This is a genomic window from Mesorhizobium sp. WSM4807 (assembly GCF_055811615.1).
The window spans coordinates 137,541-160,675 of the sequence record NZ_JBVVQY010000005.1 but is presented as its reverse complement, the minus strand read 5'-3'; the positions used below and the strand labels follow the sequence as shown (position 1 = coordinate 160,675).

The window sequence follows — 23,135 nt, the reverse complement described above, 5'->3', positions numbered from 1 at the left end:
CCCACCAATGCTCCAAATTTGGTGTTCTTGTTTTGCTCCCCACATTTTGGTTTTCTATTCCCCCCCGCCACCCCCCCCCCGCCCCCCCCCCCCCCCGGGCGCCCCCGGCGGGGGGGGGGGCCTTCGGTCCTCTCGGCTGCAAGTTGCCGGAGGGGCCGCGCATCTTCTTCAGCCCAAAACCGACCCGCCAGAGAGTCTTGAGCCGGTTAATGCGCAGACTGGACACGATCCAGACCGTGGCGAAAAACAGTGCGGCATGCAGCGTCGAAACTTCGCCTGAAGTCATCTCCGCAAGCTTCGTCATCGGGTTGCCGGCGAAGGTGCCGACACCACCAATGATCGCTGCGGCTATGCTTATCCTAAAGAGCCAGGAGATCGCGTTCGATTGCATGTTCATCTTCGTTTGTGCCGGCTGTTTTCGTTGGGTCAACTCTGCGGGTGGCCTGTATCCGGCTCATGCCGCTAGAGTCCGCGCTTTGTTGCAGATTGGTTTCGAGCCAAGTCAAGTTTTCCTAGGAGCGAAAACCGCACTTTCGCTTGCAGATGGCAGTAGCTTTTTGCGGAATCCGGGCTCGATCAGCCGAGGCGTTGTGTCTTTGATTCACCCCTGCAAACCCCTCGGATGGGCTTCCGTCCGTTAACCAGAGGAAACAGATTCGAAACAGAAACGCCTGCCGTGCGAAATCAATTCGAAACGTGACCCAACGATAAGCCACTCATCGAATTGGAGCCGGCCGTGCCCGGCAGACAGGGGGATATCATGTACACTGGCATTTCCGCCAAGCTCATCAACATCGCCGCCGCCGTCACTGCGGGTACGGTTCTTCTGTTCGGCGCCGGCAACGGCGTTGCCCATGCCGCCAATCGGGCCGCCAATCAGATCGTGGCGCGGATTTCGCTTTCGCAGCAGACGATGGAAGTCCTGGTCGACGGGCGGCCGACCTTCGCGTGGAAAGTCTCGACCGGCGGCAAGGGGCATGTCACCCCGACCGGCTCGTTCAAGCCGACCCGCATGCACCAAATGTGGTATTCGAGGAAATACGACAACGCGCCGATGCCGCATTCGGTCTTCTTCAAGGGTGGCTACGCCGTGCATGCGACCAATTTCGTCAAGCGTCTCGGCCGCCCGGCCTCGCATGGCTGCGTGCGGCTGCATCCGGACAACGCCGCCGATTTCTACCAGCTTGTCGAGATTTTCGGTCCGGCCAACACCCGGATCGTCATCGTCAAATAGATAACCAAAGGCTATCCGCCTGCCGGGTATAAATATATTGCGGGTCGGATATCACTGCCCAAGAAAAAGGCCGGAAATTTCCGGCCTTTTTTGTCAATCAATCAACCGGGACCGGCATCAGCTTCGGATCCGGCTTCTCGGCGTGATGCGGCAGGTCCTTGCTGGCAATGAAGGTGTAGAACATCGGCACCACGAACAGGGTGAACATGGTCCCCACCAGAATGCCGTTGAAGATCACCAGGCCCATCGAATAGCGCGCCGCCGCACCCGCGCCGCTGGAGATGATCAGCGGCACCACGCCGAGCGCCATCGCCGCCGTCGTCATCAGGATCGGCCTTAGCCGTACCCTGGCCGAGGCGACGATCGCATCGCGCCGCCGCATCCCGTGGAGCTCGCGCTGCTGGTTGGCGAACTCAACAAGAAGAATGCCGTGCTTGGTGATCAAGCCGATCAGCGTGATCAGACCGACCTGCGTGTAGATATTGAGCGTTCCCAGCCCCAGATTGAGCGGCACGATCGCGCCGAAGATCGACAGCGGCACCGACATCATGATGATCAACGGATCGCGGAAGCTTTCGAACTGCGCCGCCAGCACCAGATAGATGACGAGAACGGCTGCCGCGAAGGCGATGATGATCGTGTAGCCCTGTTCCTTCTCCTGCCGCGACTGGCCGGTATAGTCGATGAAGAACGTCTCGGGCAGGCTTTCCCTGGCGATGTCCTCGATGGTCCTCAGCCCGTCGCCGGTGGTGACGGTTGGCAATGGCAGAGCGGAAATCGTGGCGGAGTTCAATTGGTTGAACTGCTCGATCACGGCCGGCGAGGCGTCGGTCGAGATCTTCACCACCGCCGAGAGCGGCAGCATCTCCCCCGACGCGCTGCGCACGAAATACTCGGCCAGCTTTTCAGGGTTGTCGCGGAAGTTCTGCGGTACCTGCGGGATGATGTCGTAGCTGTTGGATTCGCGGTCGAATTGCGCCACTTCGGCGCCACCGACCAAGAGGGTCAGCGTCCGGCCGATGTCGGCGATCGGCAGGTTGAGCGCCGCGGCGCGGTCGCGGTCGATCGTCACCGTCACTTGCGGCGCGTCGTAGGACATCGAGTTCTGCACGGCGAGGAAGCGACCGGAGGCCTGCGCCTTGTTCTTGATGTCCTCGGCCGCTTCGTACACCTGGGAGGCATCGCCGGTCGAGCGCACCACCATCGTGACCGGCAGGCCGCCGCCGGAGCCGGGCAGCGTCGGCGGGGCGAAGACGAAAGCCTCGACGCCCGCCACCTTGGCAAGGCGGGCGGTGATGTCTTCCTGAAGTTCCTTCGAGCTGCGCGCGCGCTCGGCCCAGTCTTTGAATGCGAAGCCGACGAAGGCGTTGTTCGTCGGGCCTTGGAACGCAACGGCGGAGAACCGCGCCCTGGTTTCGGGGATATCATTCATCAGCCCGAGAATCTGGTTCACATAGGTCTCGGTGTAGTCCGACGTGGCATAGCGCGGCGCATTCACAATAGACAGCAAGAAGCCCTGGTCTTCTTCCGGTGCCAGTTCGCTCGCGGTCTTGGTGAACATGAAGCCGGTCGTGGCCACCAGTGCGATGACGATCATCAGCGTCACCGGGCGATATTTCAACGAGCCGCTGACCAGCCGCTCATAGATGTTTTCGACGCGCCCGAACGTGTTGTCGACAATACGCTGGAAGCGGCTGTGCGAGCCGGCCCTCAGGATGCGTGCCGACATCATCGGCGTGACGGTGAGGGCAACGACACCCGAAAGCACCACCGAGCCGGCAAGCGTCACCGCGAATTCGCGAAACAGTGCGCCGGTCAGGCCGCCGGTGAAGGCCAGCGGCGCGAACACGGCGGCCAGCGTTATCGTCATGGCGATGACGGCGGACGAGATCTCCCGCATGCCGTTGAAGGCCGCCTGCATCGGCGACAAACCGTCTTCCTCCATGTGGCGGTGGATATTTTCCACCACCACGATAGCATCGTCGACGACGAGGCCGATCGCCAGCACCATGGCCAGCAACGACAAAAGATTGATCGAATAGCCCAGCGAAAACAGCAGGAAGCAGACGCCGATCAGTGACAGCGGAATGGTTACAATCGGCATCAGCACCGAGCGGAACGAGCCGAGGAAGAGCAGGATGACGACGATGACGATGGCGACCGCCTCGCCGATGGTCTTGAACACCTCCTCGATCGACGCGCTGATCTGCTCGGTCGAATCGTAGACGATCTCGATCGTCATGCCGAGCGGCAGCGTCTCCTGAATTGTCGGCACAATTTCGTGGATCGCCTCCGCCGTCGTCAGCGGATTGGCGGCCGGCGTCGGGAAGATGGCGAGAAAGATGCCGGGCTTGCCGTTGAAAGTGACCCTGGTGTCGGTGTTCGCCGCGGCGAGCTCGACGCGCGCCACGTCGCGCAGCCTCACCACGTTGCCGTCCTTCGATCGGAGCGGAAGAGCGGCGAAAGCTTCCGGCGTCTGCAGCGTCGAGCGAACGGTAATCGAGGAAGCGACGTATTCGTTTTCGGTGTTGCCGGGTGCTGACAGGAAATTCGATTCGTTGATGGCGGTCAGCACTTCCGCCGCCGTCACGCCGCGCGCCGCCAGTTTGATCGGGTCGATCCAGACGCGCATCGAATATTCGGCGGCCCCGAAGATCTGCACGTCGGCGACACCCTCGACCGTCGACATGCGCGGCCGCACGACGCGCTCGATATATTCGGTGAGCTGTTCCGGCGTCATGTTCGGATTCTGCATCGAGATATACATCATCGCGAACTGCTCGCCGGTGCCCTTGACGATCACCGGGTCTTCGGACTCGTCCGGCAGGTCGCCGCGCACGCCTTGTACCTTCGAGAGGACTTCGTTCAGCGCGACGTCGGGGTTGGAGCCGAGTTTCATCTGCACCGTCACGGTGCTGGAGGACGCCCGGCTCGCCGACGTGACATAATCGATGTTTTCGGTCGAAGCGACGGCACGGGCGATCGGCGCGGAAATGAACCCCTGGATCAGATCGGCGCTGGCGCCGGGATAGGCCGTGGTGATCGTGATGGCCGTTTCTTCAACCTCCGGATACTGCCGGATCGAGAGGCTGAAGATGCCCTGGAAACCCAGGAGCAGGATCATCAAGGCGAGCACGGTCGAAAGGACCGGACGGCGAATGAAGATGTCGGAGAAGCTCATTTCTGGGCTGCCTGCTGGTCTGCCGGCTTGGTCGGATCGATGGTGTTGTCGACGGCAACGGACATGCCGTTGGAAAGGCGGTTCTGGCCGGCGGTAACGACTTCGTCGCCGGGCGCGATGCCTTCCAGGATCTCAACCAGGCCGGCATTGCGGCGGCCTGGCTTGACGAACACCTGGGCAAGCACGAGCTGCGGTTTCTGTTCTTCCGCCGTCGGTTCGGCCGGCGTTGCCGCCGGTTCTTCCTCCGGTTTTGCCGCGCGCGCCTCGGCCGCGGATTTCGCAGTATCCGTGGCGGGCTTTTCTTCCGGCTTCGCAGGAGCAGCAGGGGCGGCGCCGTTGTCCGCGGCCTTTGCCGGACGCACCACAAAGACGAAGTCGCCGTACAGGCTGGAGGTCAGCGCGGTCTGCGGCACCGTCAGCACGTTGTTTTCCTCGGGCAGTTCGACGCGCACCTGCACGAACTGGCCAGGGGTCAGCTTGCCTTCGGGGTTGGCGACCTCGGCTCTGACCGTCACCAGCCGGCTGGTCGGGTCGATCTTCGGGTCGATACCGCGGATGGTGCCAGCGAACGGCAGCTCGCCGTCACCAACGCCAAGCCGTACCTTCTGGCCGATCTTGAGCAGCGGAAGCTGCTGTTCGGGAACCGAGAAATCGGCCCGCATCGTCTCCAGATCCTGCAGGGTGACTACGGAAGTACCGGGTGAGAGATACTGGCCGAGATCGATCCTGGGGATACCCACGGTGCCGCTGAAGGGCGCTGTCAGCAGCTTCTGCTCGAGCACCGCCTGCAGCCTGTTGACCCGCGAAGCGGAAGCCAATGCGGCTGCCCGCGCCGTATCGAGCGTCGATTCCGAGCCGACATCGCGTTTCTGCAATTCAAGGGCGCGTGTCAACGCCGTCTGGTCGAGCGCTGCTTGCGCCTTCGTCGCATCGAGATCGGCGCGTTCGGCGGCATCGTCGAGCTGAAGGAGAGCCGCGTTGGCTTCAACCTTCTGATTGGCGTGAAACAGGATGTCCTTGACGATGCCGGCGGTTTCGACGGTCAGGTCGACGCCGCGGACCGCGCTGACAGTGCCGATCGCCTCGACGCCCGGCGTCCACTCCGTCGGCTTGACGATTGTCGTCGACACGGTCGCGGCCGGCGGTTTCATCGTGGCGAAGAATTGCTGCATGGCATTGTCGCGGAACAAATTGAAGCCGACGATGCCGCCGCACACCAGCACGAGCAGAATGAAGGCAATGATGAAACGCTTGATCACGAACAGTCCCCTTGGCCATGGCCCGGCATAACGGTCGGATGACCGAAACACATACCTGTGACTGGTCCCGATTTCAAATGACGGCGATCTTACTGTACCGTCTGGACGGTCTTGTCAATTCCGCGTAGGCTAATGTATGGGGAGCGACTGATGAAGGCCCGCAGAACAAATTCGCGTGATAAAATTCTCGCCGCCGCCGCCGATGTGGCACGCGAGACAGGGCCCGGCAGCCTGTCGCTGGACGCCGTCGCCAGCCGAGCCGGCGTGTCGAAAGGCGGCTTGCTGTACAATTTCCCGACCAAGGCGAAACTGATGCAGGCGCTGGTAGAGAATTACCTGCGCGCCTTCGAACAGGCGCTGGAGTCCGCCCGCACGGCCGGTGTCGACGGCGAAAGCCCGCTTGCGACTTACATCAAGCTTTCGGCCGAACATGCCGAGGAATCGAAACCTTCGGCTTCCTGGATATTTTCAGCGATCGCCGAGGATCCCGATTTCCTGACACCTATAAAATCGTTCAGGCGGCAGGTTTTCGAGCGCCTCAAGGGAGAGACGCCGGACCTCAAGGCGCTGCTGGTCTGCTACCTCGCCATCGAAGGACTTCGCAGCATGAACCTGTTCGATTCGGACGTCCTTTCGGTCGACGAACGCCGGTTGCTGGTATCGTCCTTGCTGGACATCGCGGGATAGATTGCCGTGTAGACTGGGCGTAGCCAACCTTGGTGAGATCCTCCCCGCTCGCCGGCACGAGGGGCGCCTTGCTGTTGTAGACGATGCCGGTGGTGACCAGCTTGGTCGAGAAACGAAATAGGTTGAGCTGGTTGGCCAGAGTGCCGTTCAGGGAACTTTTGTTCGGCTGGCGATTTTGGATGTATGGTCGGAACCCGAACGGCCAGAAGGGTGTTGCCGATGACGACAAAACGCTTTGCGATCTGCGCTCTCGTTTTCGCGGTGGGCTGCAGCATGTCCGCCGCGGCCTTCGCTGGAAGTCGCGACCAACGGGCTGACCCTGAACGCTACGTTCCCGCCGAAGGCGACATCATCGACATCCTGTTCGGCGGCCCGCGCTACTATGACCAGCAGTTGTTCACGACAGCCGCAGGAGCCTGCTCCTACCACAGGGTCGGACCCGACGCGAATGCGTTGAACAAGATCAACGATCACCATTGCGGGAAGTAGGCGGCAGGCTTCAGCGCCCGCCAGTCTTCTTCATCTGCTCGATGATCTCGGCCATCAGCGCCAGGTCGCGACGTGAATCGGCGAGGTCGGTCAGCGGCTTCGTCCCGTCGGTGATGTGGCGATGGAAGGTCTCAAGTTCATTCGAGAAGGCGTCGCCATAGAGCGGCCCGTGTATCCGCGTCACCGGGCCGGCTGCTCCGGTTTCCGTCACTTCGAGCCGCGTCGGCAGGCTGCGGATGTAGGGCGTGTCGTAAATGATGCGGACCCGTTTGGTGTTCGAGCGCACCTCGATCATCGCGTCGAACAGGCCGAGATCGTCGACGACCGCATCGTAGCAGGCGGCGAAATGTCCGTAGTCGAAGGTCACGCTGGTGTTGGCCCCGCCATTAGTGCGGTGTGCGGCGAGCACGCGAACCGGTTCGCCGAGCAATCCCCGCATCGCTGAGATGTGGTGCGAGGAGAGCGCGGTCAGGCCGCGATAGGCGCGCACGAGATCGGCCGGCGCATCGGCGCCCACCATTTCGCGGATCAGTGTGTCGCGCTCCTCGGCGCCGCGTGCCAAAAGGACCGGATCGATGTCGGTGGGATAGAGGACGTTCTGGGTCTTCTTCAGGAAATGCCGGCCCTCGGAGATCAGGTCGAAGATTCGGACATGGGTGATGTCGGCGAAGTCAGGCAGTTCCTCCATCGCTGCCAGATAGGCCGGCGCGTAGCGGCGCATGTAGCCGACAAAGATCGTCTTGGCGTAGTTTGGCGTCAGCGCCAGAAGCTCGTCGATCTCGCGCACCGTCAGGCAGGCGGGCTTTTCCAGGAGGATATGCTTGTTCGCCTGGACGGCACCACGGACGAAACGGCTGTGGGTCTCGTCGGACGAGAGGATGAAAACCGCGTCGATATCCGGCGAACCGATCAGCGCCTCTGCCGTTTCGAAGGCCTTGGCAGTCGGGTATTCGGATGTACACAGCGCTATCAGGCTCGGTGACACATCATAAACGCCTGATATGATCCAGCGGTCGCGCTGGTCGCTCAGCACCGGCAGATGGATCGACTGCGCGACCTCTCCAAGACCCACTAGCCCGACACGGATCACCGCCACGGCACACTCCCTTTGCAAACCAATTGTTTCAGCCAACAGCTCGTTATAGCGACAGGTGCGGCTCGACCCGGCCGTCCGTCATGCGGCGCCGGTGACGAGCGCAACGAGTTCGTTGCCGGTGGTCTCCGAGGCACGCACCGTCGCCACCATCCGTCCCGCCCGCATCACCCAGATCTGGTCGGACAGGCGTCGCACCTGATCGAAGTTATGGCTGACCAGGATGACGCTGACGGCCTGTTCGCGCAGGCGCCGGATAAGGGCTTCGACGTTGGCCGTCTCCTGCACGCCGAGCGCTGCGGTTGGCTCGTCCATCACCACCAGCTTGGCGCCGGAACCCGCGGCGCGGCAGATCGAGATCGCCTGTCGTTGTCCGCCCGAAAGGCGCCGCACGCGCTGACTGACCGAAGGCATGTTGATCGACAGGCGCGACAGCATGGCGCGCGCCTGCTGTTTCATCGCCTTGCGGTCGAGCAGGGCGAAGGGACCGATCCGGCGCACGATCTCGCGGTTGAGGAACAGGTTCTGGGCGACGGTCAGTTCGTCGATGAGTGCCAGGTTCTGGTGCACCGTCTCGATGCCGGCCTTACGCGCCTCGTCGGGATTGGCGAAGGGACGCGGCCGCCCGTCGAAGAAGATGTCTCCTGCATCCGGCACATGCACGCCGACCAGGCAGCGTATCAGCGTCGACTTGCCGGCGCCATTGTCGCCGATCACCGCCGTGACCTCGCCACGGCGGGCCTGGAAGGCGACATCGGTGAAGGCGCGGATGCCGCCGAAATGCTTGCTCAGCCCTTCGCAGGCGAGGATCGCGTCGGCCGACGGGGAGTGATTGACGGCGCTCATTTCTGATACCGCATGATCAGTGCCGCCAGCACCACGATGGCCCCTACGGCCAGGGGCTGGTAGAAGGCCGAAACGCTGAGCAGCGTCAGTCCGTTGACGAGAGCGGTGAGCATCAGCGCTCCGATCGCCGGGCCGAGAATGCTGGCGCGTCCACCAAACAGGCTGACGCCTCCCAAGACGACTGCCGCCACCGAATTGAGCAGAAGGCTGGTATTGATCTGCGGTTCGGCCGAGCCGATGCGTGCCACCAGAAGCAGTGCGGCGATGCCGGCGCAGAAGCCTGAAATCGTATAGGCGGCGATCTTGACCCGGTTGGTGCGGATGCCGAGCGCGCTGGCGCTTTCGACCTGGCCGCCGGTCGCCAGCAGATGCACGCCCAAGCGGGTGTGGTAGAGCGCGATATGCGCCACCAGAACGGCCGATATCGCCACCCAGACGGGATAGCCGAACGGTCCAAAGGAGCCCGAGGCCAGCCGCAGCAGGAAAGGCGAGCCGACCATTATCGGCTCGCCGCCCGACAGGATCAGGCCGAGCCCGGTGACGCCCGAAAGCGTGCCGAGCGTTACCACGAAGTCGGGTATTCGCCCGGCTGTGATGAGCACGCCATTGAGGAAACCGACCGCGCTGGTGGCGGCTACGGCGAGCACACAGGCGAGGAAGATGCCATAGCCCGCGGCATCGACGAGGCCGAGGATGATGGCGCCCAGCATGACGGCTGCCGCCAAGGAGAGATCGATGCCGGCGGTCGCCACGACGAAGGTCTGGCCGATCGACAGCACGACCAGGATCGCCGCGGCCAGCAGCAGGGCCTGCAAATTGGCGATGCTGAGAAAGACCGGCTGACTAATGCCGAAGACGATGACGAGGCCGACAAGGCCGACGACCGATGCCCAGTCGGCCCAGAAGGAAGGATCCAGGAGGAGAGCCGACAGGGAGGGGCGGCTCTCCTCCGCCGCGCCCGCGGTATGCACGGGCGCGTTTTGTTCAGGAATGCTCACTTCAACATCTCGCGGAAGGGATCCGGATAGTCGCCGCCCGGACGCGGGAAGTTCTTCAGCGAGGCTTCGGCATTGTCCTTGTTGATCAATAGAACCGGCGCCGGCACGTTGGCGGGCAGTTCCTTGCCCATGGCCGCTGCCTTGCAGGCTTCCACGCCCATGGCACCGACGACATAGGGATATTGCGCGACGGTCGCGGCGAGTTCGCCGGCCGCGACGGATTTCAACGCGTCGACGATGCCGTCGAGGCCGATCACCTTGACGTCCTTGCCCGAGGTCTGGACGGCGCGCTGGACGCCGAGCGCCATGATGTCGTTGGCGGCGAAGAAGCCGGCGAGATCGGGATGCGCGGCCAGGATGTCGGTGGCAGCGGTGAGTGCCTTCTCGCGATCCCAGTCGGCACTGACCATCACCACGACTTCGAGCTTGCCTTCGACAGCCTGCTTGAAGCCCTTGATGCGGGCGTTGCTGCCGACATCGCCGACGATGCCGGCCACCAGCGCGACCTTGGAGCCTGCAGGAACCAGCTTCAGCATCTCTTCGCCTGCCAGCACGCCGGCGGCAACGTTGTCTGTGCCGATATAGGTTGAGATGGTGAAGCCCGCGGCCTTGGCCTGCTCGGCGTCGATGGTGCTGTCGATGTTGACGATCGGCTTGTGCTTCTGGGCGACAGGCACAAGTGCCTGGACGAGGTTGCTGACGCTGATCGGATTGACCAGATAGCAATCGAAATCCTGCATGGCCATGGCGGTCAACCGATCGGCCTGGCCGGTGGCGTCGCCCATATTGGCGGCTGCCTGGATAGTGACGGCCACACCGTCGGCCTTGGCCTGCTCTTCGATGCCCTGGTGCATGTACTGGAAGAAGGGATTGTCGAGACCCTTGACGATAGCCGCCACGCGGGCCGCGTCCTGGGCTTGGGCCGGCATGGAAATAACGGTTGCAAACAGGCCTGCGCCAAGCATCAGGCAATTGAACATACGCATGCTCTTCCTCCTCTCAATTGTTGGTTGTGTCGCAATCGACCCGTTGCCCGGCGAACGGAATGGCTGTGCCGGCGAAGGCCAGCCCGGCGCTTGCGATGACACACTGCCGACCGATCAGCGATTGCCAAACGGCTTGCGGGTTCCGCGCCCGGTTCGGGCGGCTTTTCGTGTCAGGCATTTCTCCTCCCAGAGCGCTGACCGATGCCTTGCCAGCATTTCCGCATGTTTTAGAAAAATTTGACACGCGTCAAGATTTAAAATCGTGTGCAGTAGTTTTTCGATGTGCTGCGATGCAGCAGAATCGACACTGCTGGGAAGTCGAAGCAGGCTCAATGCGGCGTCGTCAGTGGTCCGGGTCAAACTGCAAGTGCACGCCGTCGGGACCGGTTGAGAGGCGCCAGCGCTGGCCCATCGGTGCGAAACAGGTGGCAAGCCGATGGCGAGATGTCGAGCGCGATCGGGCTGTGCAACGGCGTCCTGTCGCCGCCTTCGGCTTGGACGACCAGCGTGATGTCAGGCGCGATCTCGACATGCAGGATGGTCAGGCTGCCAGGCCGCTCCGCCAACACGGCTTGCCCCTTGAACTATCCGCTGGCCGAGATGCGGAGATGTTCCGGCCGCATGCCGAGCAGAAGATCGTCGCCGGATTTGCTTGCACCGGCGGCGACCGGCACGGTCAACGCCCCGCCGTCCGGCAAGGGACGGTGACGCCTTCGGGGACGGCTGACGCCACCTTCAGCTTCAGCAGGAGCAGCGTGGACTTGCCGCAGCCGGACGGGCCAACGAAGACGACGAATTCGCGGTCCTCGACGTCAAGATCAAGCCCCTTGATGATCTCGACGGACCCGTAGGATTTGCGCGCACCGCGCAGCTTGAGCTCAGCCATGGCTTGTCTCTCTGGCGCCGGCACGCTCAGTCGCGCCGTCTTTGTTGTCCTCGTCCTGCGCCATCGCCAATGGCGCGCCCGGTTCGCCTTCCCAGAGGATCAGGCTGGCCGCGCCGATCAGTCCTGCGCGGTCGCCAAGCTGCGCCGGCACGATCGGCACATCCCGGTAGGCCGGCATCGCCCGCTGCTCGACGGTCGCCCTGATGGTTGGAGCCAACAGGTCGAAGCCATTGGCGAGGCCGCCGCCCATGACGATCAGGTCCGGCGAATAGAGGTGAAGCAGGTTGGTGAAGCCGATGCCGAGCCACTTCGCCTCCGCCTCGATCAATTCGAGCGCGCTGATATCGCCGGCACGTGCGGCTTCGACGACGTGCCTGGCCGAAACGTTGCCGTCAGCCGAAAGGCGCCTGAGCCGGGAGCCGTCGCCCGGCGTTGTCAGCGCTGTGGCACGTCGCCCGAGCGCGGTTCCGGAGGCGACCGCCTCGAAACAGCCGACGGCGCCGCAGAAGCAGCGGTCGCCCTCGCCGGTGATGGTCATGTGGCCGATCTCGGCCGCCAGCCCGCGCCGGCCGTGATAGACGTGGCCGTCGGCAACGACCCCGCCGCCGATGCCGGTCGACACGGTGACGAACACCAGCGAGCCGCTGCCTCGGCCGGCGCCGAAGCGCCATTCCCCAAGGGCGGCCGCGTTGGCGTCGTTTTCCAGCCGCACCGGCAGGCCGAAATGCTTGCCGAGGATGTCGATCAACGGCACGTCGTGCCAGCCGGCCAGCGTCGGCGGCGCGATCACGATGCCGGCCTTGGGATCGAGCGGTCCCGGCGCGCCGATGCCGATCCCGGCGACATCCGCCAGTGGGCGCTGTGCCAGAAGCGCCCCGGCCAGTGCAATGATCTGGCCGATCACCGCATCCGATCCCGCGATCGCCATCGTCGGCGCCGAAACCTGCGCGACAATGCGGCCGCCGCTCTCGACCAGCGCGCCGCGCAGCTCCGTTCCGCCGAGATCGAAGGCGAGGGCCAGTCTTGTCATCAGGCGGCGACCTTCAGTCCACGCAGCCAGGCCATGCGCCGCGCGAGGTCAGGGTCGCCGAATGCCAGCGATCCGAGCACCACCGTCTCGGCCCCGGCGGCGCGCAGGCGCGGCACCGTCTCGTGGCGGATGCCGCCGTCGGCAGCCAGGATGATATCGGTTTCGCGACCGGCTTGCTGCATCAGCGTGCGTGCTTCAATCAGGCGGGGGCAAGCCTGGTCGGAAAGGCTCTGGCCCTTGACGCCGATGGATGTGCCGAGGAGCGTCACAAACGCGACTTCGGGCAGGAACGGGGTGACCGCAGCGACCGGCGTTTCCAGCCTGAGCACCACGCCGGCCTCGGCGCCGAGTTCATGCGCCAGCCGCACGGCGCGCAGGCCGGCTTCGCCGTTTTCGGCATGGACGCTGACCAGGTCGGCACCGGCCTCGATGAACTGGCGCGTCTGCTCCTCGACGATCTCGGCTTCGACCATCAGGTGCACATGGATCGGTTTTGCCGTCAGCCCGGCGATCCGCGCTACCAGATCCGGGAAGAACAGGAAGCCGGGGGTGAAGCGGGCGTCTGCGACGTCGATGTGGTGGAGGTCGACATGAGGTTCTATGCGCTTCAGGTCGCGCTCCATATTGGCAAGGTCGGCCGACCACAGCGAAAACTCGCCGAGCAGCCGGTTGCGCGGCAGGGCGGCGATGGCGGCGGGACCGGACAGGGTTTTGGTCGTCATGACGGAATGAGGCTCCGGAAGTTCGAGGAGGTGTGAAGGAAGGTCGTGATATCAGCCTGCAGCTCGGCGAAATGCCTGACGCTGTCGAGCGCCTTGGGAGCGACTTCGGCAAAGGTCGCGCCGGGAATGGCGGTGGCAAGCGAGCGCGCAGCCGGCAGCGGATGCATCGCATCCATGGCATTGCCGATGACGAGCGTGGGGATGCCAAGGGCAGCGGCGTCACTCGCTGAAACGCCCGGGCCGTCGGCGGCAATGTCGGCGAGGACCTGCGCGAATGGCGCGGCGTCCGGCCGGTCAAAATACCCGAACAGCGAGGCAAGGTTGTCGGGCGCGTCGCGCTGCAGGCGCGCGGCGGTTTCCGATTGCGCGAAGATCGCCCTCGCCTTGTCGGGGCCGTGGTCCAGGATAAGCTTGGCAACCTCGGCGATCGGCCGCAGGTTCACCGGCGCGCTGTCGAAAATCCAGGCCGGCCGCACCAGGAGAAGACCCGCGACGCGGTCCGGATTACGGCAGGCCAGGCGCATGGCGATCGCCGCGCCCATGGAAATGCCGCCGGCGACGAAACGGTCGAGGCCGGCCTGATCGGCGGCGGCAACAACATCGTCCGCGAACATCTCCAGGGAAAACGGCCGGCGGCTGCCCAGTCCGGACGCGCCGTGTCCACGGCATTCCAGCGTGATGCGCCGCAACCCCGGCCCGGAAGGGAAAGCCTGGGCGACCTGCGCCTCGCCACCGCCCAGGCCGTGCTGAAAGACAACCGCAAGCCCGTCGCCGTGGTCGCAGACTTGGAGCAATGCGTCATCGCGAAGCAGCTTGGCAAGGCGGCGCATCAGGTCAGCCCCTTCAGGAAGCGGGCGACCCCGGGCGCTTCGTCGGCCGAAAGGCCGTGGGTGACCAGCGCCCCGTCAAAGCCTGATACCTTTAGTCGAGCGACAAAATCCGGGAAATTGACGACACCTTGCCCGGCGGTGGCGAAGCGGCCGTCAGCGAAACGGTCCTTGGCATGGGCCATGGCGATGTGGCCCGATGTGCGTTCGACGGCGGCGGCGACGATGTCGCGTGCTTCGGCCGGGCTCGCCTGCTCGAACAGGTTGGCCGGATCGAGCACGATGCGCAGCCGTGTCGAGCCCATCTCGGCGATAAGGCGCATTGCGTCCGACGCCGAGGTGACGATGTTGGCCTGTTCGGGCTCGATACCGAGATCGACGCCGTGGCGCTCGGCGAGTTGCAACGCCTTTTCCATCTCGCTCGCCATGTCGTCCCATGCCTCAGGGGTGGCATTGTCAGGGTGATACGCCCACTGATCGTCGGCGTTGCGCGTTCCCGTGCACAAGGTGACCAGCGGAACGGACAGGGATGCCGCGGCCTTGATGACCACGCCAAGCCGGCGCAGGCCGTCGTCGCGCACAGCCCTGTCGGGATGGGCCATGTTGTAGGTGCCCGAGAGCGCTGCCAGGGCGACACCGCAAGCATTCGACGCGGCCGCGATGGCATCAATAGCGTCTTCCGGTACCGCATCCGGCATCGACGGCAGGCCGGCGCAGGCCAGGTTGAACTGGGTGACGGCAAATCCCGCGTCGCGGACCGCTGCCAGCACGCCAGCCGGCTCGCTGCCCGGGAAGGTCTTGGCGAACACCCCGATCTGCATCAGACCGCTCCCGTTACGAAAGCGGTCTCGACGCGCTCACCGCTTTCGACCGAACGGGCGATCGCCACCATGGCGCGGATCGAGGCAAGGCCGTCCTCGACGTTGGCGCCGCGCATCGGCGCGCCGTCGAGCACCGTGTCGGCGAGGCCCTCGAGCTGGCGCCTGAAGAAATGCCCGTCGGCGCCAAGCGGCTTTCGCGACGTTGCATCCTTCTCGTGAAAGATATCGACCTCACTCGCCCGGAAATACCAGGGATTGAAGGTCTTCGCGATCACCGAGCCGTTTTCGCCATAGAGCTGGAAGCCCTCGTGCCAGTCCATGCGGACAGCCACGGTGAGGTCAAGATGGCCGAGCGGGCCATTGGCGAATTCGGTTTCGACGAACCAGCAATAGGCGCCGAAACGTTCGTTGAGGCGGGCGCGCACGGCGACGATCTCGCCGCACAGGAAGCGCGCGGTGTCGACGAGGTGCGAGCCGTGCGCGAGCATGAAATACTGCCTGAGATCGGCCTTCGGATTGCCGCCCGGCTTGCGCGCCAGCTTGCTGGTGACCGGCAGCGGCTGGACCGCGTCGGTGTTGGTGTAGCGGTGAGTGGAATCGCAATACCAGGCTTTTAGCGCCAGGATCTCGCCGATCTCGTCGCGGACGAAATCGCGCGCCGCTTCCAGTGCCGGGTCGAAACGCTTCATATGGCCGACCTGCAGCACCTTGCCGGTGCGCCTGACCACATCGGCGAGCATCTCACCTTCCTCGACCGAGACGCCGATCGGCTTTTCGCACAGCACGTGCTTACCGGCCTCCAGCGCCTTGATCGACATCGGCACGTGATAGGCGTCCGAGGTCGCGACGATCACCGCCTCCAGTTGCGGGTCGGCGAGCATCTCATTGTAATCGCCATAGATTTTTTCGGGTTCATAGGTCGCGCCCATGCGCGCCAGAAGGTCGGGGGCGGCATCGCAGATCGCATAGAGATCGGCGTTCCTGGCCTTCACGCAGGATTCGAGATGGGCGAATTGGGCGATCGGCCCGCAGCCGAGCACGCCGACACGAAGGCGACGGTCTTGCTTCCGGATCATGGTCTCTTCCTCACGCGCCGTAGCCGCGCATCGTCTGGCGGTTGGTCTTAACCGCGGCGGCCGGATCGGCGGCGGCCGTCTCGGATTCTTCTTCCAGCACCAGCCAGCCGTTGAAATGTGGCGCGGCGCTGGCGATATCGATCACGGCTTGGGTGTCGCAGACGCCCTTGCCGAGCATAGCCCAGGTGCCGCCGGCGTCGACGTCTTTCAGATGTACGTAGCGGATGCGATCGCGGTAGGCGGTGAGCGTATCTGCCATGTCTTGATGGCCGCGCAGTATGTGGCCGGTGTCGGGCACCCAGCCGACGAGCGACGGATCGATCAGTGCGAAAATCCGGTCATAGTCGGCACGGTCGAACAGCAGCGTGTTGTGGTGGGAACTGGGATGGACGGCGATGTCGACGCCGGCCCTGCGTCCGAATTCGCCGGCCTTGTTGTAGACCTCGGCCGCGATGGCAAACTTGTCGTTACGCGGGCCGTCGGACACGACGGTGGCCGAACCCATGGAGACGAGGGCGCCGGGGAATGCAGCGGCGAAATCGATCCAGCGCTGCGCGGTTTCGAGGTCGGCGCCGATCTTCTCCTTCAGCGTGAAGCCGCTCTTCGAACCGAAGGCGAAGGAGACGAGCGTCAGCCTGGCCGACTTCAATGCCGTGGCGAATTCCGCCGGCCTGCCGGCATAGCGGCCGATCATCGTGTCGGTGATCTCGATGCCGGCATAGCCGCCATCGGCGATCGCCTTCAGGAGGTCGTCGGGACCGCCGGTAAAACGCTCTCCGAGCATTTCCCAGGTAAAGGTCTGGCATCCGACTTTCAGGTCTTTCACGATCGTCCTTTCATTCCTTGATGCCGCCCTGCGTCAGCCCTTCGATGATGTGCCGCTGGCAGAACCAGCACGATCAAAGGGACGGTGACGACGGCCGAAGCTGCGGCGATGTCACCCCAGGGCCCGGCCCAGCGCGGTCTGCGAAAACATCGACACCGAAAGGATGACCGTCAGGATGCCGAAGCGGCCCTTGACGTTGAGCCGTGACAGCGCGAAGGCAGCTGGCGACCCGGCGAAGAGGCACAGGAATGTCGTGGCCAGCGTTGTAGCAGGGCTCGAGCGCGGGGATCAGCGATGGCGAGCCTGACGATGTCAGTCATTTTCTCCTCCTTGCTCTGGCAGCCTCCCAGACAGCATTTCCGCATGTTCTATAAAAATTTTACGCGCGTCAACATTTAATAATGCTGTAAAGCCTGCTTTCGAATGTGATCCGTTGCTGGTGCAGTAACTCAGCCAGGGCATGCCGCGTCGGGAGGTGGACTAGAAAATGCCGGGAAAATCAGGAGCCAAGCTCGGCATCGGCGTTGTCGGGTGCGGCAACATCTCGATTGACCTATTTGCACAATGCGGCTCTGTTCGGTGAGGTGGAGCTGCGCGCCTGTGCCGACATATCGCCCGATATTGCCGCCCTGCGCGCCAGCGAATACGGCATCCGGGCGGTCAGCGTCGATGCGCTTCTGGCCGACCCGGAGATAGAGCTTGTCCTCAATCTGACTATCCCGGCGGCGCATTTCGATATTTCGTTTTCAGCGCTTTCGGCGGGAAAGCACGTCTTCACCGAAAAGCCGCTGGCAACCTCGGCCAGCGACGGCCGGCGACTTGTCGCTGAGGCGGCGGAGCGCGGGCTGCTGCTGGGCTCGGCCCCGGACACCTTCCTCGGTGCCGCCGGACGGCGGGCGCGCCGCCTCATGGACGAGGGCGCGATCGGCCGCGCCGTGACCGGCACCGCCTTCATGATGGGGCGCGGCATGGAGCACTGGCATCCCAATCCGCAATTCTACTACCAGCCAGGCGGCGGACCGGTCTTCGACATGGCCCCCTATTACCTGACGATGCTGGTCAATTTGCTCGGGCCGGTTGCCCGCGTGATGGCGATGGCGACGCGGGGCCAGGAGGAGCGTCTGATCACCGCCGAAGGCCCCTACAGGAACACCAGCTTCAAGGTCGGCACGCCGACCAGCATCCTGTCGCTGCTGGAGTTCCGCTCGGGCTCCATCGTTACTTTCGGCGCCTCGTGGGACGTCTTCAGGCACTCCAACCACCCGATCGAGCTGCACGGTACCGAAGGCTCGCTCAGGCTGCCCGATCCGGACACGTTCGGCGGCACCGTTTCGCTGTCGGAACGTGGGGCCGACTGGGCCGACTTCCACAGTGAGAGCGAACTCTATGGCTTGCGCAATTGGCCCTATGCCGCGCCGGACCGCCCCAACTATCGCATGCTCGGCGTCGCCGATCTTTCGCACGCGCTGACAACCGGCAGAAGGCCGCGCGCGTCCGGCGACCTTGCGCTGCATGTGCTGGAGATCATGGAGGCGATTCTCGCTTCAGGAGAGAGCCGTAAGTCCGTCGCCGTCAACACAAAGGTTGATCAGCCGCCGCTTCTTGGGGAAGACGAAGCCGCCAGCCTGCTTGCCTGATATTGGAGGGGACCTACCATGACGACATCGCTTTCGCCCTTGCTCGATCCGGAGGCGCGGCATGTGCTCGACCTCGACCGGCAGTCGGCTGCCCCGCCATTCGAAGCTGGCACGCCCAAAGAAGCGCGCCGAGCCTATGAGCGGGGCTTTCGGGCATTGCAAGGTGAGCGTGAGCCTGTCGCTTCGTTGACCGAGCGCACCATCACCGGGCCAGGCGGCCCGTTGACGCTCAGGATCTATCGCGGACAGGGCGCGAGCGGGGCCGCTGCCCGGGCGCTGCTCTATCTGCATGGCGGCGGCTGGGTGATCGGCAATCTCGAGTCGCATGACGAGATCTGCCGGTGGCTTGCCAATATGGCGGCCTGCGTCGTCGTCTCCCCCGACTACCGGTTGGCGCCGGAGCACAAATTTCCGGCGGCGATCGAAGATTGCCGTGCCGCACTTTCCTTCATGCAGGAGCGCGCGGGCGACCTCCGCATCGATGCAGAGCGACTCGCTGTCGCCGGCGACAGTGCCGGCGGCAATCTCGCCACCGTGCTTTGCCTGCTTGCGCGCGGTGATAAGAACCCGCCGACTGCGCAACTGCTGTTCTATCCGAACACGGACGCCTCGCAGGCGGCGGACAGTTATCGCCGCTTTGCCGAGGGTTATGGTCTGACGGCGGCGACCATGGCCTGGTTCCGCGACCACTACATCCGCGGTGCCAGGGACATTGGCGACTGGCGCGTATCGCCGCTCAAAGCCGCGAGCCTTGCCGCCGCAGCCCCGGCCTTTGTCGCCATCGCCGGTCACGACATCCTCGCCGATGAAGGCGAGGCTTATGCCAAGCGTCTGGAAGATGACGGTGTGCCGGTCGTCCTGCGGCGTTGGCCCGGCCAGATCCACGGCTTCGTCTCGATGGGCCGTCATGGTCCGGCGGCGCGGCAAGCGGTCGGCGCGGCGGTTGCCGCATGGCGCGGCTTCGATCCTGTCTTTGGAAACGCTCAGGCCGACTGACGCATGACCAGCGTCGCGTCGAGACTGACCTTGGGGGCAACTGCCGCGTCGTCCTCGTCCAGCAAGGCCAGCAGCGTCTCGACGCTGCGTCCCGCCATCGAAGCGAAATCCTGCGCCATGGTGGTGAGGGCAGGGCAGGTGTAGCGGCTCAGCGGATGGTCGTCATGGGCTGCGACCCGCAGGTCGCAATCGCCCTTGCGGCCGACCTTGCGGCCTTGCGAGTAGGCGGCGGCCATCACGCCGAAGGCGAGACGGTCGTTGGCGCACAGAATGGTCTTGCCCGGCAGACCGCCACGGGCGAGCATCGCTTCCATCTGCTCGTAGCCGATCCGTTCGAAATCCCAGGTGTAGTCATAGGTGTTGCCGATGAGCACCGGCTCATGCCCAAGCCGCTGCATGGCGCCGACATAGCTGTTCAGGCGTTCGCGCGAATTGTGGTTGACGTGCGGGATGTCGAAATAGACCGGGGCATCACCGGAACGGCATAGATAATCGACGATCGTCGAGACGCTCTGGCTGTTGTTGTTGCCGACGAATGGCGTGTCGCCCTCGAGGTAAGTGTCGAAATAGACGATCGGTATGGTCTGTGTCAGCTTCTCCAGTGTGCGGTGGTCTGAGCGCAGGCCGAGCGGCGCGATCAGCGCGCCGGAGACTTTCAGCGAAAGAATGGTTCGCGCTGCTTCCACTTCGAGCTCGCGCGAGCCGTGCGAGGAGATCACGATCGGCCAGTAGCCTTCGTCGCGCAGCCTGAGTTCGATTCGGCTGACCATCTCGGAATAGAAGGGGTCGGCGACCGTCGGCACGACAATGCCGATGCTGCGGGTCCGCTTGCGGTTCAGGTTTCGCGCAAAGAGATTGGGCTGGTAGTCGGACGAGTGCAGCGCCACCTCGATCCGCTGACGTGTCGCCGGCTTGACGCTCGTCGGATCGTCGAAATATTTCGACAGTGTCGGCCTGGAGACGCCGCAAGAGCGAGCAAAATCCTCCATCGTCTTGTGTGTCATCGACATCAAAGCCCTCGCGCTGCTACGAGCGCTGCCCGGTCTCTACATACGGTGCGCAAGCGCGCAACTGCAAGGCGAAACTTTACAGACAATTTCGATAGTTTTCATGCGTCAATTTATTAATTGACGCGAAAAAGCACAAGCCGTATTCACCTCCGTGGGCGAATTCGAAATTCATGTCACCCGGAAGTGCTCGCGCGATTCATCAGAAGCGACGCCGGGGCGAAACGCCGGGAGGGATTCCGCGAGATGAGGAAGCTGGTCAGTGCCGGCGAGATTCTGGTCGAGATCATGGCCGAGCGGATCGGCCAAAGCTTTCTCGAGCCTGGTCCGCTGCTTGGACCCTACCCGTCCGGAGCGCCTGCCATCTTCATCGGCCAGGCGGCGGCGCTCGGCCAGCCGGCCGGTCTCATCGGCGCCGTGGGCGACGACGATTTCGGTAGGCTGAACATAGAGCGGCTGCGGGCACTGGGCGCCGACGTGTCGGCGATCGCGGTACACAAGGGCCATGCAACGGGCACGGCCTTCGTCACCTACCGGGCCGACGCCAGCCGGCATTTCGTCTTCAACATCCGCAACAGCGCCTCCGGCCTGATCGAGACCGACGGGGCGGCAACAAACTTGCTCGCTAGCGCCGACCACGTCCATGTCATGGGTTCGTCGCTGTTTTCCGACCGCGCCATCGCGGTGACGCTATCGGCGATCGAGACTGTCAAGGCCAAAGGTGGAACCGTGTCCTTCGATCCGAACATCCGCCGCGAGATCATGCAGGCGTCCGGCATGCGCGCGGCGCTCGATCATGTGCTGGCGCGAGCCGACATCTTCCTGCCGAGCGGCGAGGAGCTCTTTCTGTTTTCATCGGCGAAGGACGAGAAGGGCGCAGTCGACGAATTGCTGGCCCGTGGCCTGTCCTGCATCGTCTTAAAGAAAGGCGCCGCCGGAGCCGTTTACCATGATCATCACGGTGCGGTCGCCTCGTCCGGCTTTGCCGTCGACGAGGTCGATCCGACCGGCGCGGGCGATTGTTTCGGTGCTGCCTTCGTCTCGTTCTGGCTTCGCGGGGCGGCTCCTGCCGAAGCCCTGCGGATCGCCAATGCCTGCGGTGCGCTTGCCGTCACCCGCAAGGGGCCGATGGAAGGCATTTTCCCGCTTGAAGCTGTCGAGGCATTCATCGCCACGGGGAACACGCAGTGAGTGACGCGACGCGAAGGTTTGCGAACATTGCGGCCAGGCGCGCCGCAGGCGAGAGAAGCGGCATCGCCTCGGTCTGCTCGGCGCATCCACTGATCATCGAGGCTGCCCTGCGCCACGGCGCCGCGCGGCACGCGGATGTGCTGATCGAGGCCACCTGCAACCAGGTCAACCACGAGGGCGGCTACACCGGGATGACGCCCGCCGGCTTCCGCAGCTTCGTCGAGGCACATGCGCTGAAAGCGGGTTTCCCAGTCGATCGCCTGATCCTTGGCGGCGATCATCTCGGACCCAATCCCTGGAAGCACATGGCAGCAGCTACCGCGATGAAGAAGGCGGGGGCGATGATCGACGCCTATGCGAGCGCCGGCTTCACCAAGATGCATCTGGATACGAGCATGGCCTGCGCCGATGATCCAGCCGTGCTTGCCGATGAGATCATCGCCGCACGCGCGGCCGAACTTGCTGCAATCGCCGAAACGGCGGTCGAGCGCGCCGGCAGCGAGAAACCCGTCTACGTCATCGGCACCGAAGTGCCGGTGCCGGGCGGTGCACTGGAGGCGCTCGACCACTTGCATGTGACCGCGCCGGACGATGCCTTGCGAACGGTAGAGGTACACGCCCGAGCGTTTTCCCGCGCCGGCCTCGAGGCCGCTTTTGGCCGTACGCTCGGCGTCGTCGTTCAGCCCGGCGTCGAGTTCGGCAACATCGAGATCATGCCCTATGCGCCGGCCAAGGCGACCGAACTGGTGGCTGTGCTCGACCGCATGCCAAAAGTCGTTTTTGAAGCGCATTCGACCGACTACCAGCCGGCCGAAGCGCTTAACGCTCTCGTTCGCGACGGTTTTGCCATCCTCAAGGTCGGCCCCTGGCTGACCTTCGCGCTTCGCGAAGCGCTGTATGGGCTCAGCCATATCGCCGATATGCTCGCGCCGGACCCTTCGCGCGAAAGCCTGCCTGCCGCGATGGAACGCATCATGCTGGCGTCGCCGGACAATTGGCAGAAATACTATCCGGGCACTCCGGAAGAGCAGCGCGTGCAGCGGCATTTCTCGTTCAGCGACCGCATCCGCTATTACTGGCCGACGCCGGAGGCGCAGCGCGCAATGCAGGCGCTGCTGGACGTGCTGAGCGAAAAGGATATCCCCCGGCCTCTGATCAGCCAGTATCTGGGGCAGCTCGACGCCGAGGTTGCGGCAGGCCGGGTCAAGCCCCTCGCGCACGACCTTCTGATCGGCAGCATCACCCGTGTCCTCGATATCTACGCGGACGCGACGGGACAGTAGGGATCGCGCTGCCGGAAAGTCCGCATCCGCCCAAATCCGCCTCACATACGTCCGATGTCG

The 23,135-nt window shown here is 63.9% G+C and carries 22 protein-coding genes and 3 pseudogenes; 8 read left to right on the top strand and 17 right to left on the bottom strand.

Features of this window, described 5'->3' with window-relative positions:
* Positions 1-209 precede the first annotated feature (209 nt).
* Entirely contained in the window at positions 210-641 is a 432-nt protein-coding gene (locus AC0L3N_RS08575) for a hypothetical protein (RefSeq protein WP_473547045.1), read from the top strand.
* A gap of 119 nt (positions 642-760) precedes the next feature.
* On the top strand, positions 761-1,234 hold the full coding sequence (locus AC0L3N_RS08570; RefSeq protein WP_473547275.1) for a L,D-transpeptidase: 474 nt from the start codon (positions 761-763) through the stop codon (positions 1,232-1,234).
* Positions 1,235-1,331: 97 nt separating this feature from the next.
* Here the strand turns inward: AC0L3N_RS08570 and AC0L3N_RS08565 are convergent, their stop codons facing one another.
* Positions 1,332-4,415 carry an efflux RND transporter permease subunit gene (locus tag AC0L3N_RS08565; protein ID WP_473547043.1) on the bottom strand — a complete coding sequence of 1,028 codons (3,084 nt, stop codon included), beginning with the start codon at positions 4,413-4,415 and terminating at the stop codon, positions 1,332-1,334.
* Complete coding sequence (locus tag AC0L3N_RS08560) at positions 4,412-5,674, bottom strand: efflux RND transporter periplasmic adaptor subunit (protein ID WP_473547041.1); 1,263 nt, start codon at positions 5,672-5,674, stop codon at positions 4,412-4,414. Before AC0L3N_RS08560 ends, AC0L3N_RS08565 begins: the two co-directional genes overlap by 4 nt.
* 150 nt (positions 5,675-5,824) lie before the next feature.
* On the opposite strand from AC0L3N_RS08560, the gene AC0L3N_RS08555 reads away from it, so the two are divergent.
* Together AC0L3N_RS08555 and AC0L3N_RS08550 are read left to right on the top strand one after the other, a co-directional pair.
* Positions 5,825-6,361, top strand: a complete 537-nt coding sequence (locus tag AC0L3N_RS08555; RefSeq protein WP_473547039.1) for a TetR/AcrR family transcriptional regulator — start codon at positions 5,825-5,827, stop codon at positions 6,359-6,361.
* Between the two features lie 219 nt (positions 6,362-6,580).
* On the top strand, positions 6,581-6,850 hold the full coding sequence (locus AC0L3N_RS08550) for a hypothetical protein (protein ID WP_123150313.1): 270 nt from the start codon (positions 6,581-6,583) through the stop codon (positions 6,848-6,850).
* A 10-nt stretch (positions 6,851-6,860) separates the two neighbouring features.
* Here AC0L3N_RS08550 and AC0L3N_RS08545 read toward each other — a convergent pair whose 3' ends face one another.
* The 14 genes and pseudogenes from AC0L3N_RS08545 to AC0L3N_RS08480 form a co-directional block, all read right to left on the bottom strand.
* A complete protein-coding gene (locus AC0L3N_RS08545; protein ID WP_473547037.1) occupies positions 6,861-7,946 on the bottom strand; it encodes a Gfo/Idh/MocA family protein in 1,086 nt (361 codons plus the stop codon).
* Positions 7,947-8,024: 78 nt separating this feature from the next.
* Complete coding sequence (locus AC0L3N_RS08540; protein ID WP_473486906.1) at positions 8,025-8,789, bottom strand: ATP-binding cassette domain-containing protein; 765 nt, start codon at positions 8,787-8,789, stop codon at positions 8,025-8,027.
* Complete coding sequence (locus AC0L3N_RS08535) at positions 8,786-9,787, bottom strand: ABC transporter permease (protein WP_473547035.1); 1,002 nt, start codon at positions 9,785-9,787, stop codon at positions 8,786-8,788. The genes AC0L3N_RS08540 and AC0L3N_RS08535 overlap by 4 nt, the downstream gene beginning before the upstream one ends.
* Entirely contained in the window at positions 9,784-10,773 is a 990-nt protein-coding gene (locus tag AC0L3N_RS08530) for a sugar ABC transporter substrate-binding protein (RefSeq protein WP_473547033.1), read from the bottom strand. The genes AC0L3N_RS08535 and AC0L3N_RS08530 overlap by 4 nt, the downstream gene beginning before the upstream one ends.
* Before the next feature lie 13 nt (positions 10,774-10,786).
* A complete protein-coding gene (locus AC0L3N_RS08525; RefSeq protein WP_165848720.1) occupies positions 10,787-10,951 on the bottom strand; it encodes a hypothetical protein in 165 nt (54 codons plus the stop codon).
* A gap of 178 nt (positions 10,952-11,129) precedes the next feature.
* Positions 11,130-11,339, bottom strand: coding sequence for a hypothetical protein (locus AC0L3N_RS08520; RefSeq protein ID WP_473547031.1), 210 nt, complete (start codon positions 11,337-11,339; stop codon positions 11,130-11,132).
* A gap of 176 nt (positions 11,340-11,515) precedes the next feature.
* A pseudogene (locus AC0L3N_RS08515) lies at positions 11,516-11,659 on the bottom strand (ATP-binding cassette domain-containing protein); the annotation flags it as partial.
* Positions 11,652-12,689 carry an ROK family protein gene (locus AC0L3N_RS08510; RefSeq protein WP_473547030.1) on the bottom strand — a complete coding sequence of 346 codons (1,038 nt, stop codon included), beginning with the start codon at positions 12,687-12,689 and terminating at the stop codon, positions 11,652-11,654. The gene AC0L3N_RS08510 and the pseudogene AC0L3N_RS08515, both read right to left, overlap by 8 nt.
* Positions 12,689-13,411, bottom strand: coding sequence for a ribulose-phosphate 3-epimerase (locus tag AC0L3N_RS08505; RefSeq protein WP_473547028.1), 723 nt, complete (start codon positions 13,409-13,411; stop codon positions 12,689-12,691). The genes AC0L3N_RS08510 and AC0L3N_RS08505 overlap by 1 nt, the downstream gene beginning before the upstream one ends.
* Positions 13,408-14,241 carry an alpha/beta fold hydrolase gene (locus AC0L3N_RS08500; protein ID WP_473547026.1) on the bottom strand — a complete coding sequence of 278 codons (834 nt, stop codon included), beginning with the start codon at positions 14,239-14,241 and terminating at the stop codon, positions 13,408-13,410. Before AC0L3N_RS08500 ends, AC0L3N_RS08505 begins: the two co-directional genes overlap by 4 nt.
* On the bottom strand, positions 14,241-15,059 hold the full coding sequence (locus AC0L3N_RS08495) for a sugar phosphate isomerase/epimerase family protein (RefSeq protein ID WP_473547024.1): 819 nt from the start codon (positions 15,057-15,059) through the stop codon (positions 14,241-14,243). The genes AC0L3N_RS08500 and AC0L3N_RS08495 overlap by 1 nt, the downstream gene beginning before the upstream one ends.
* The gene (locus AC0L3N_RS08490; RefSeq protein WP_473547022.1) at positions 15,059-16,135 is read right to left on the bottom strand and encodes a Gfo/Idh/MocA family protein; all 1,077 of its coding nucleotides are present in this window, start codon (positions 16,133-16,135) and stop codon (positions 15,059-15,061) included. Before AC0L3N_RS08490 ends, AC0L3N_RS08495 begins: the two co-directional genes overlap by 1 nt.
* 10 nt (positions 16,136-16,145) lie before the next feature.
* Entirely contained in the window at positions 16,146-16,919 is a 774-nt protein-coding gene (locus tag AC0L3N_RS08485) for a sugar phosphate isomerase/epimerase family protein (RefSeq protein ID WP_473547273.1), read from the bottom strand.
* Positions 16,920-16,971: 52 nt separating this feature from the next.
* A pseudogene (locus AC0L3N_RS08480) lies at positions 16,972-17,083 on the bottom strand (carbohydrate ABC transporter permease); the annotation flags it as partial.
* Between the two features lie 365 nt (positions 17,084-17,448).
* On the opposite strand from AC0L3N_RS08480, the pseudogene AC0L3N_RS08475 reads away from it, so the two are divergent.
* Positions 17,449-18,598, top strand: a pseudogene (locus tag AC0L3N_RS08475) (Gfo/Idh/MocA family protein).
* Between the two features lie 18 nt (positions 18,599-18,616).
* A complete protein-coding gene (locus AC0L3N_RS08470) occupies positions 18,617-19,594 on the top strand; it encodes an alpha/beta hydrolase (protein WP_473547020.1) in 978 nt (325 codons plus the stop codon).
* Here the strand turns inward: AC0L3N_RS08470 and AC0L3N_RS08465 are convergent.
* Positions 19,582-20,604, bottom strand: coding sequence for a LacI family DNA-binding transcriptional regulator (locus AC0L3N_RS08465; RefSeq protein WP_473547018.1), 1,023 nt, complete (start codon positions 20,602-20,604; stop codon positions 19,582-19,584). The two genes, AC0L3N_RS08470 and AC0L3N_RS08465, sit on opposite strands and share 13 nt — an antisense overlap.
* 243 nt (positions 20,605-20,847) lie before the next feature.
* Here AC0L3N_RS08465 and AC0L3N_RS08460 point away from each other — a divergent pair, with 243 nt between their 5' ends.
* Together AC0L3N_RS08460 and AC0L3N_RS08455 are read left to right on the top strand one after the other, a co-directional pair.
* Positions 20,848-21,792: a sugar kinase gene (locus tag AC0L3N_RS08460; protein WP_473547016.1), complete on the top strand. Its 945-nt coding sequence runs from the start codon at positions 20,848-20,850 to the stop codon at positions 21,790-21,792.
* Positions 21,789-23,075: a D-tagatose-bisphosphate aldolase, class II, non-catalytic subunit gene (locus AC0L3N_RS08455; RefSeq protein WP_473547014.1), complete on the top strand. Its 1,287-nt coding sequence runs from the start codon at positions 21,789-21,791 to the stop codon at positions 23,073-23,075. Before AC0L3N_RS08460 ends, AC0L3N_RS08455 begins: the two co-directional genes overlap by 4 nt.
* Positions 23,076-23,135: the final 60 nt, after the last annotated feature.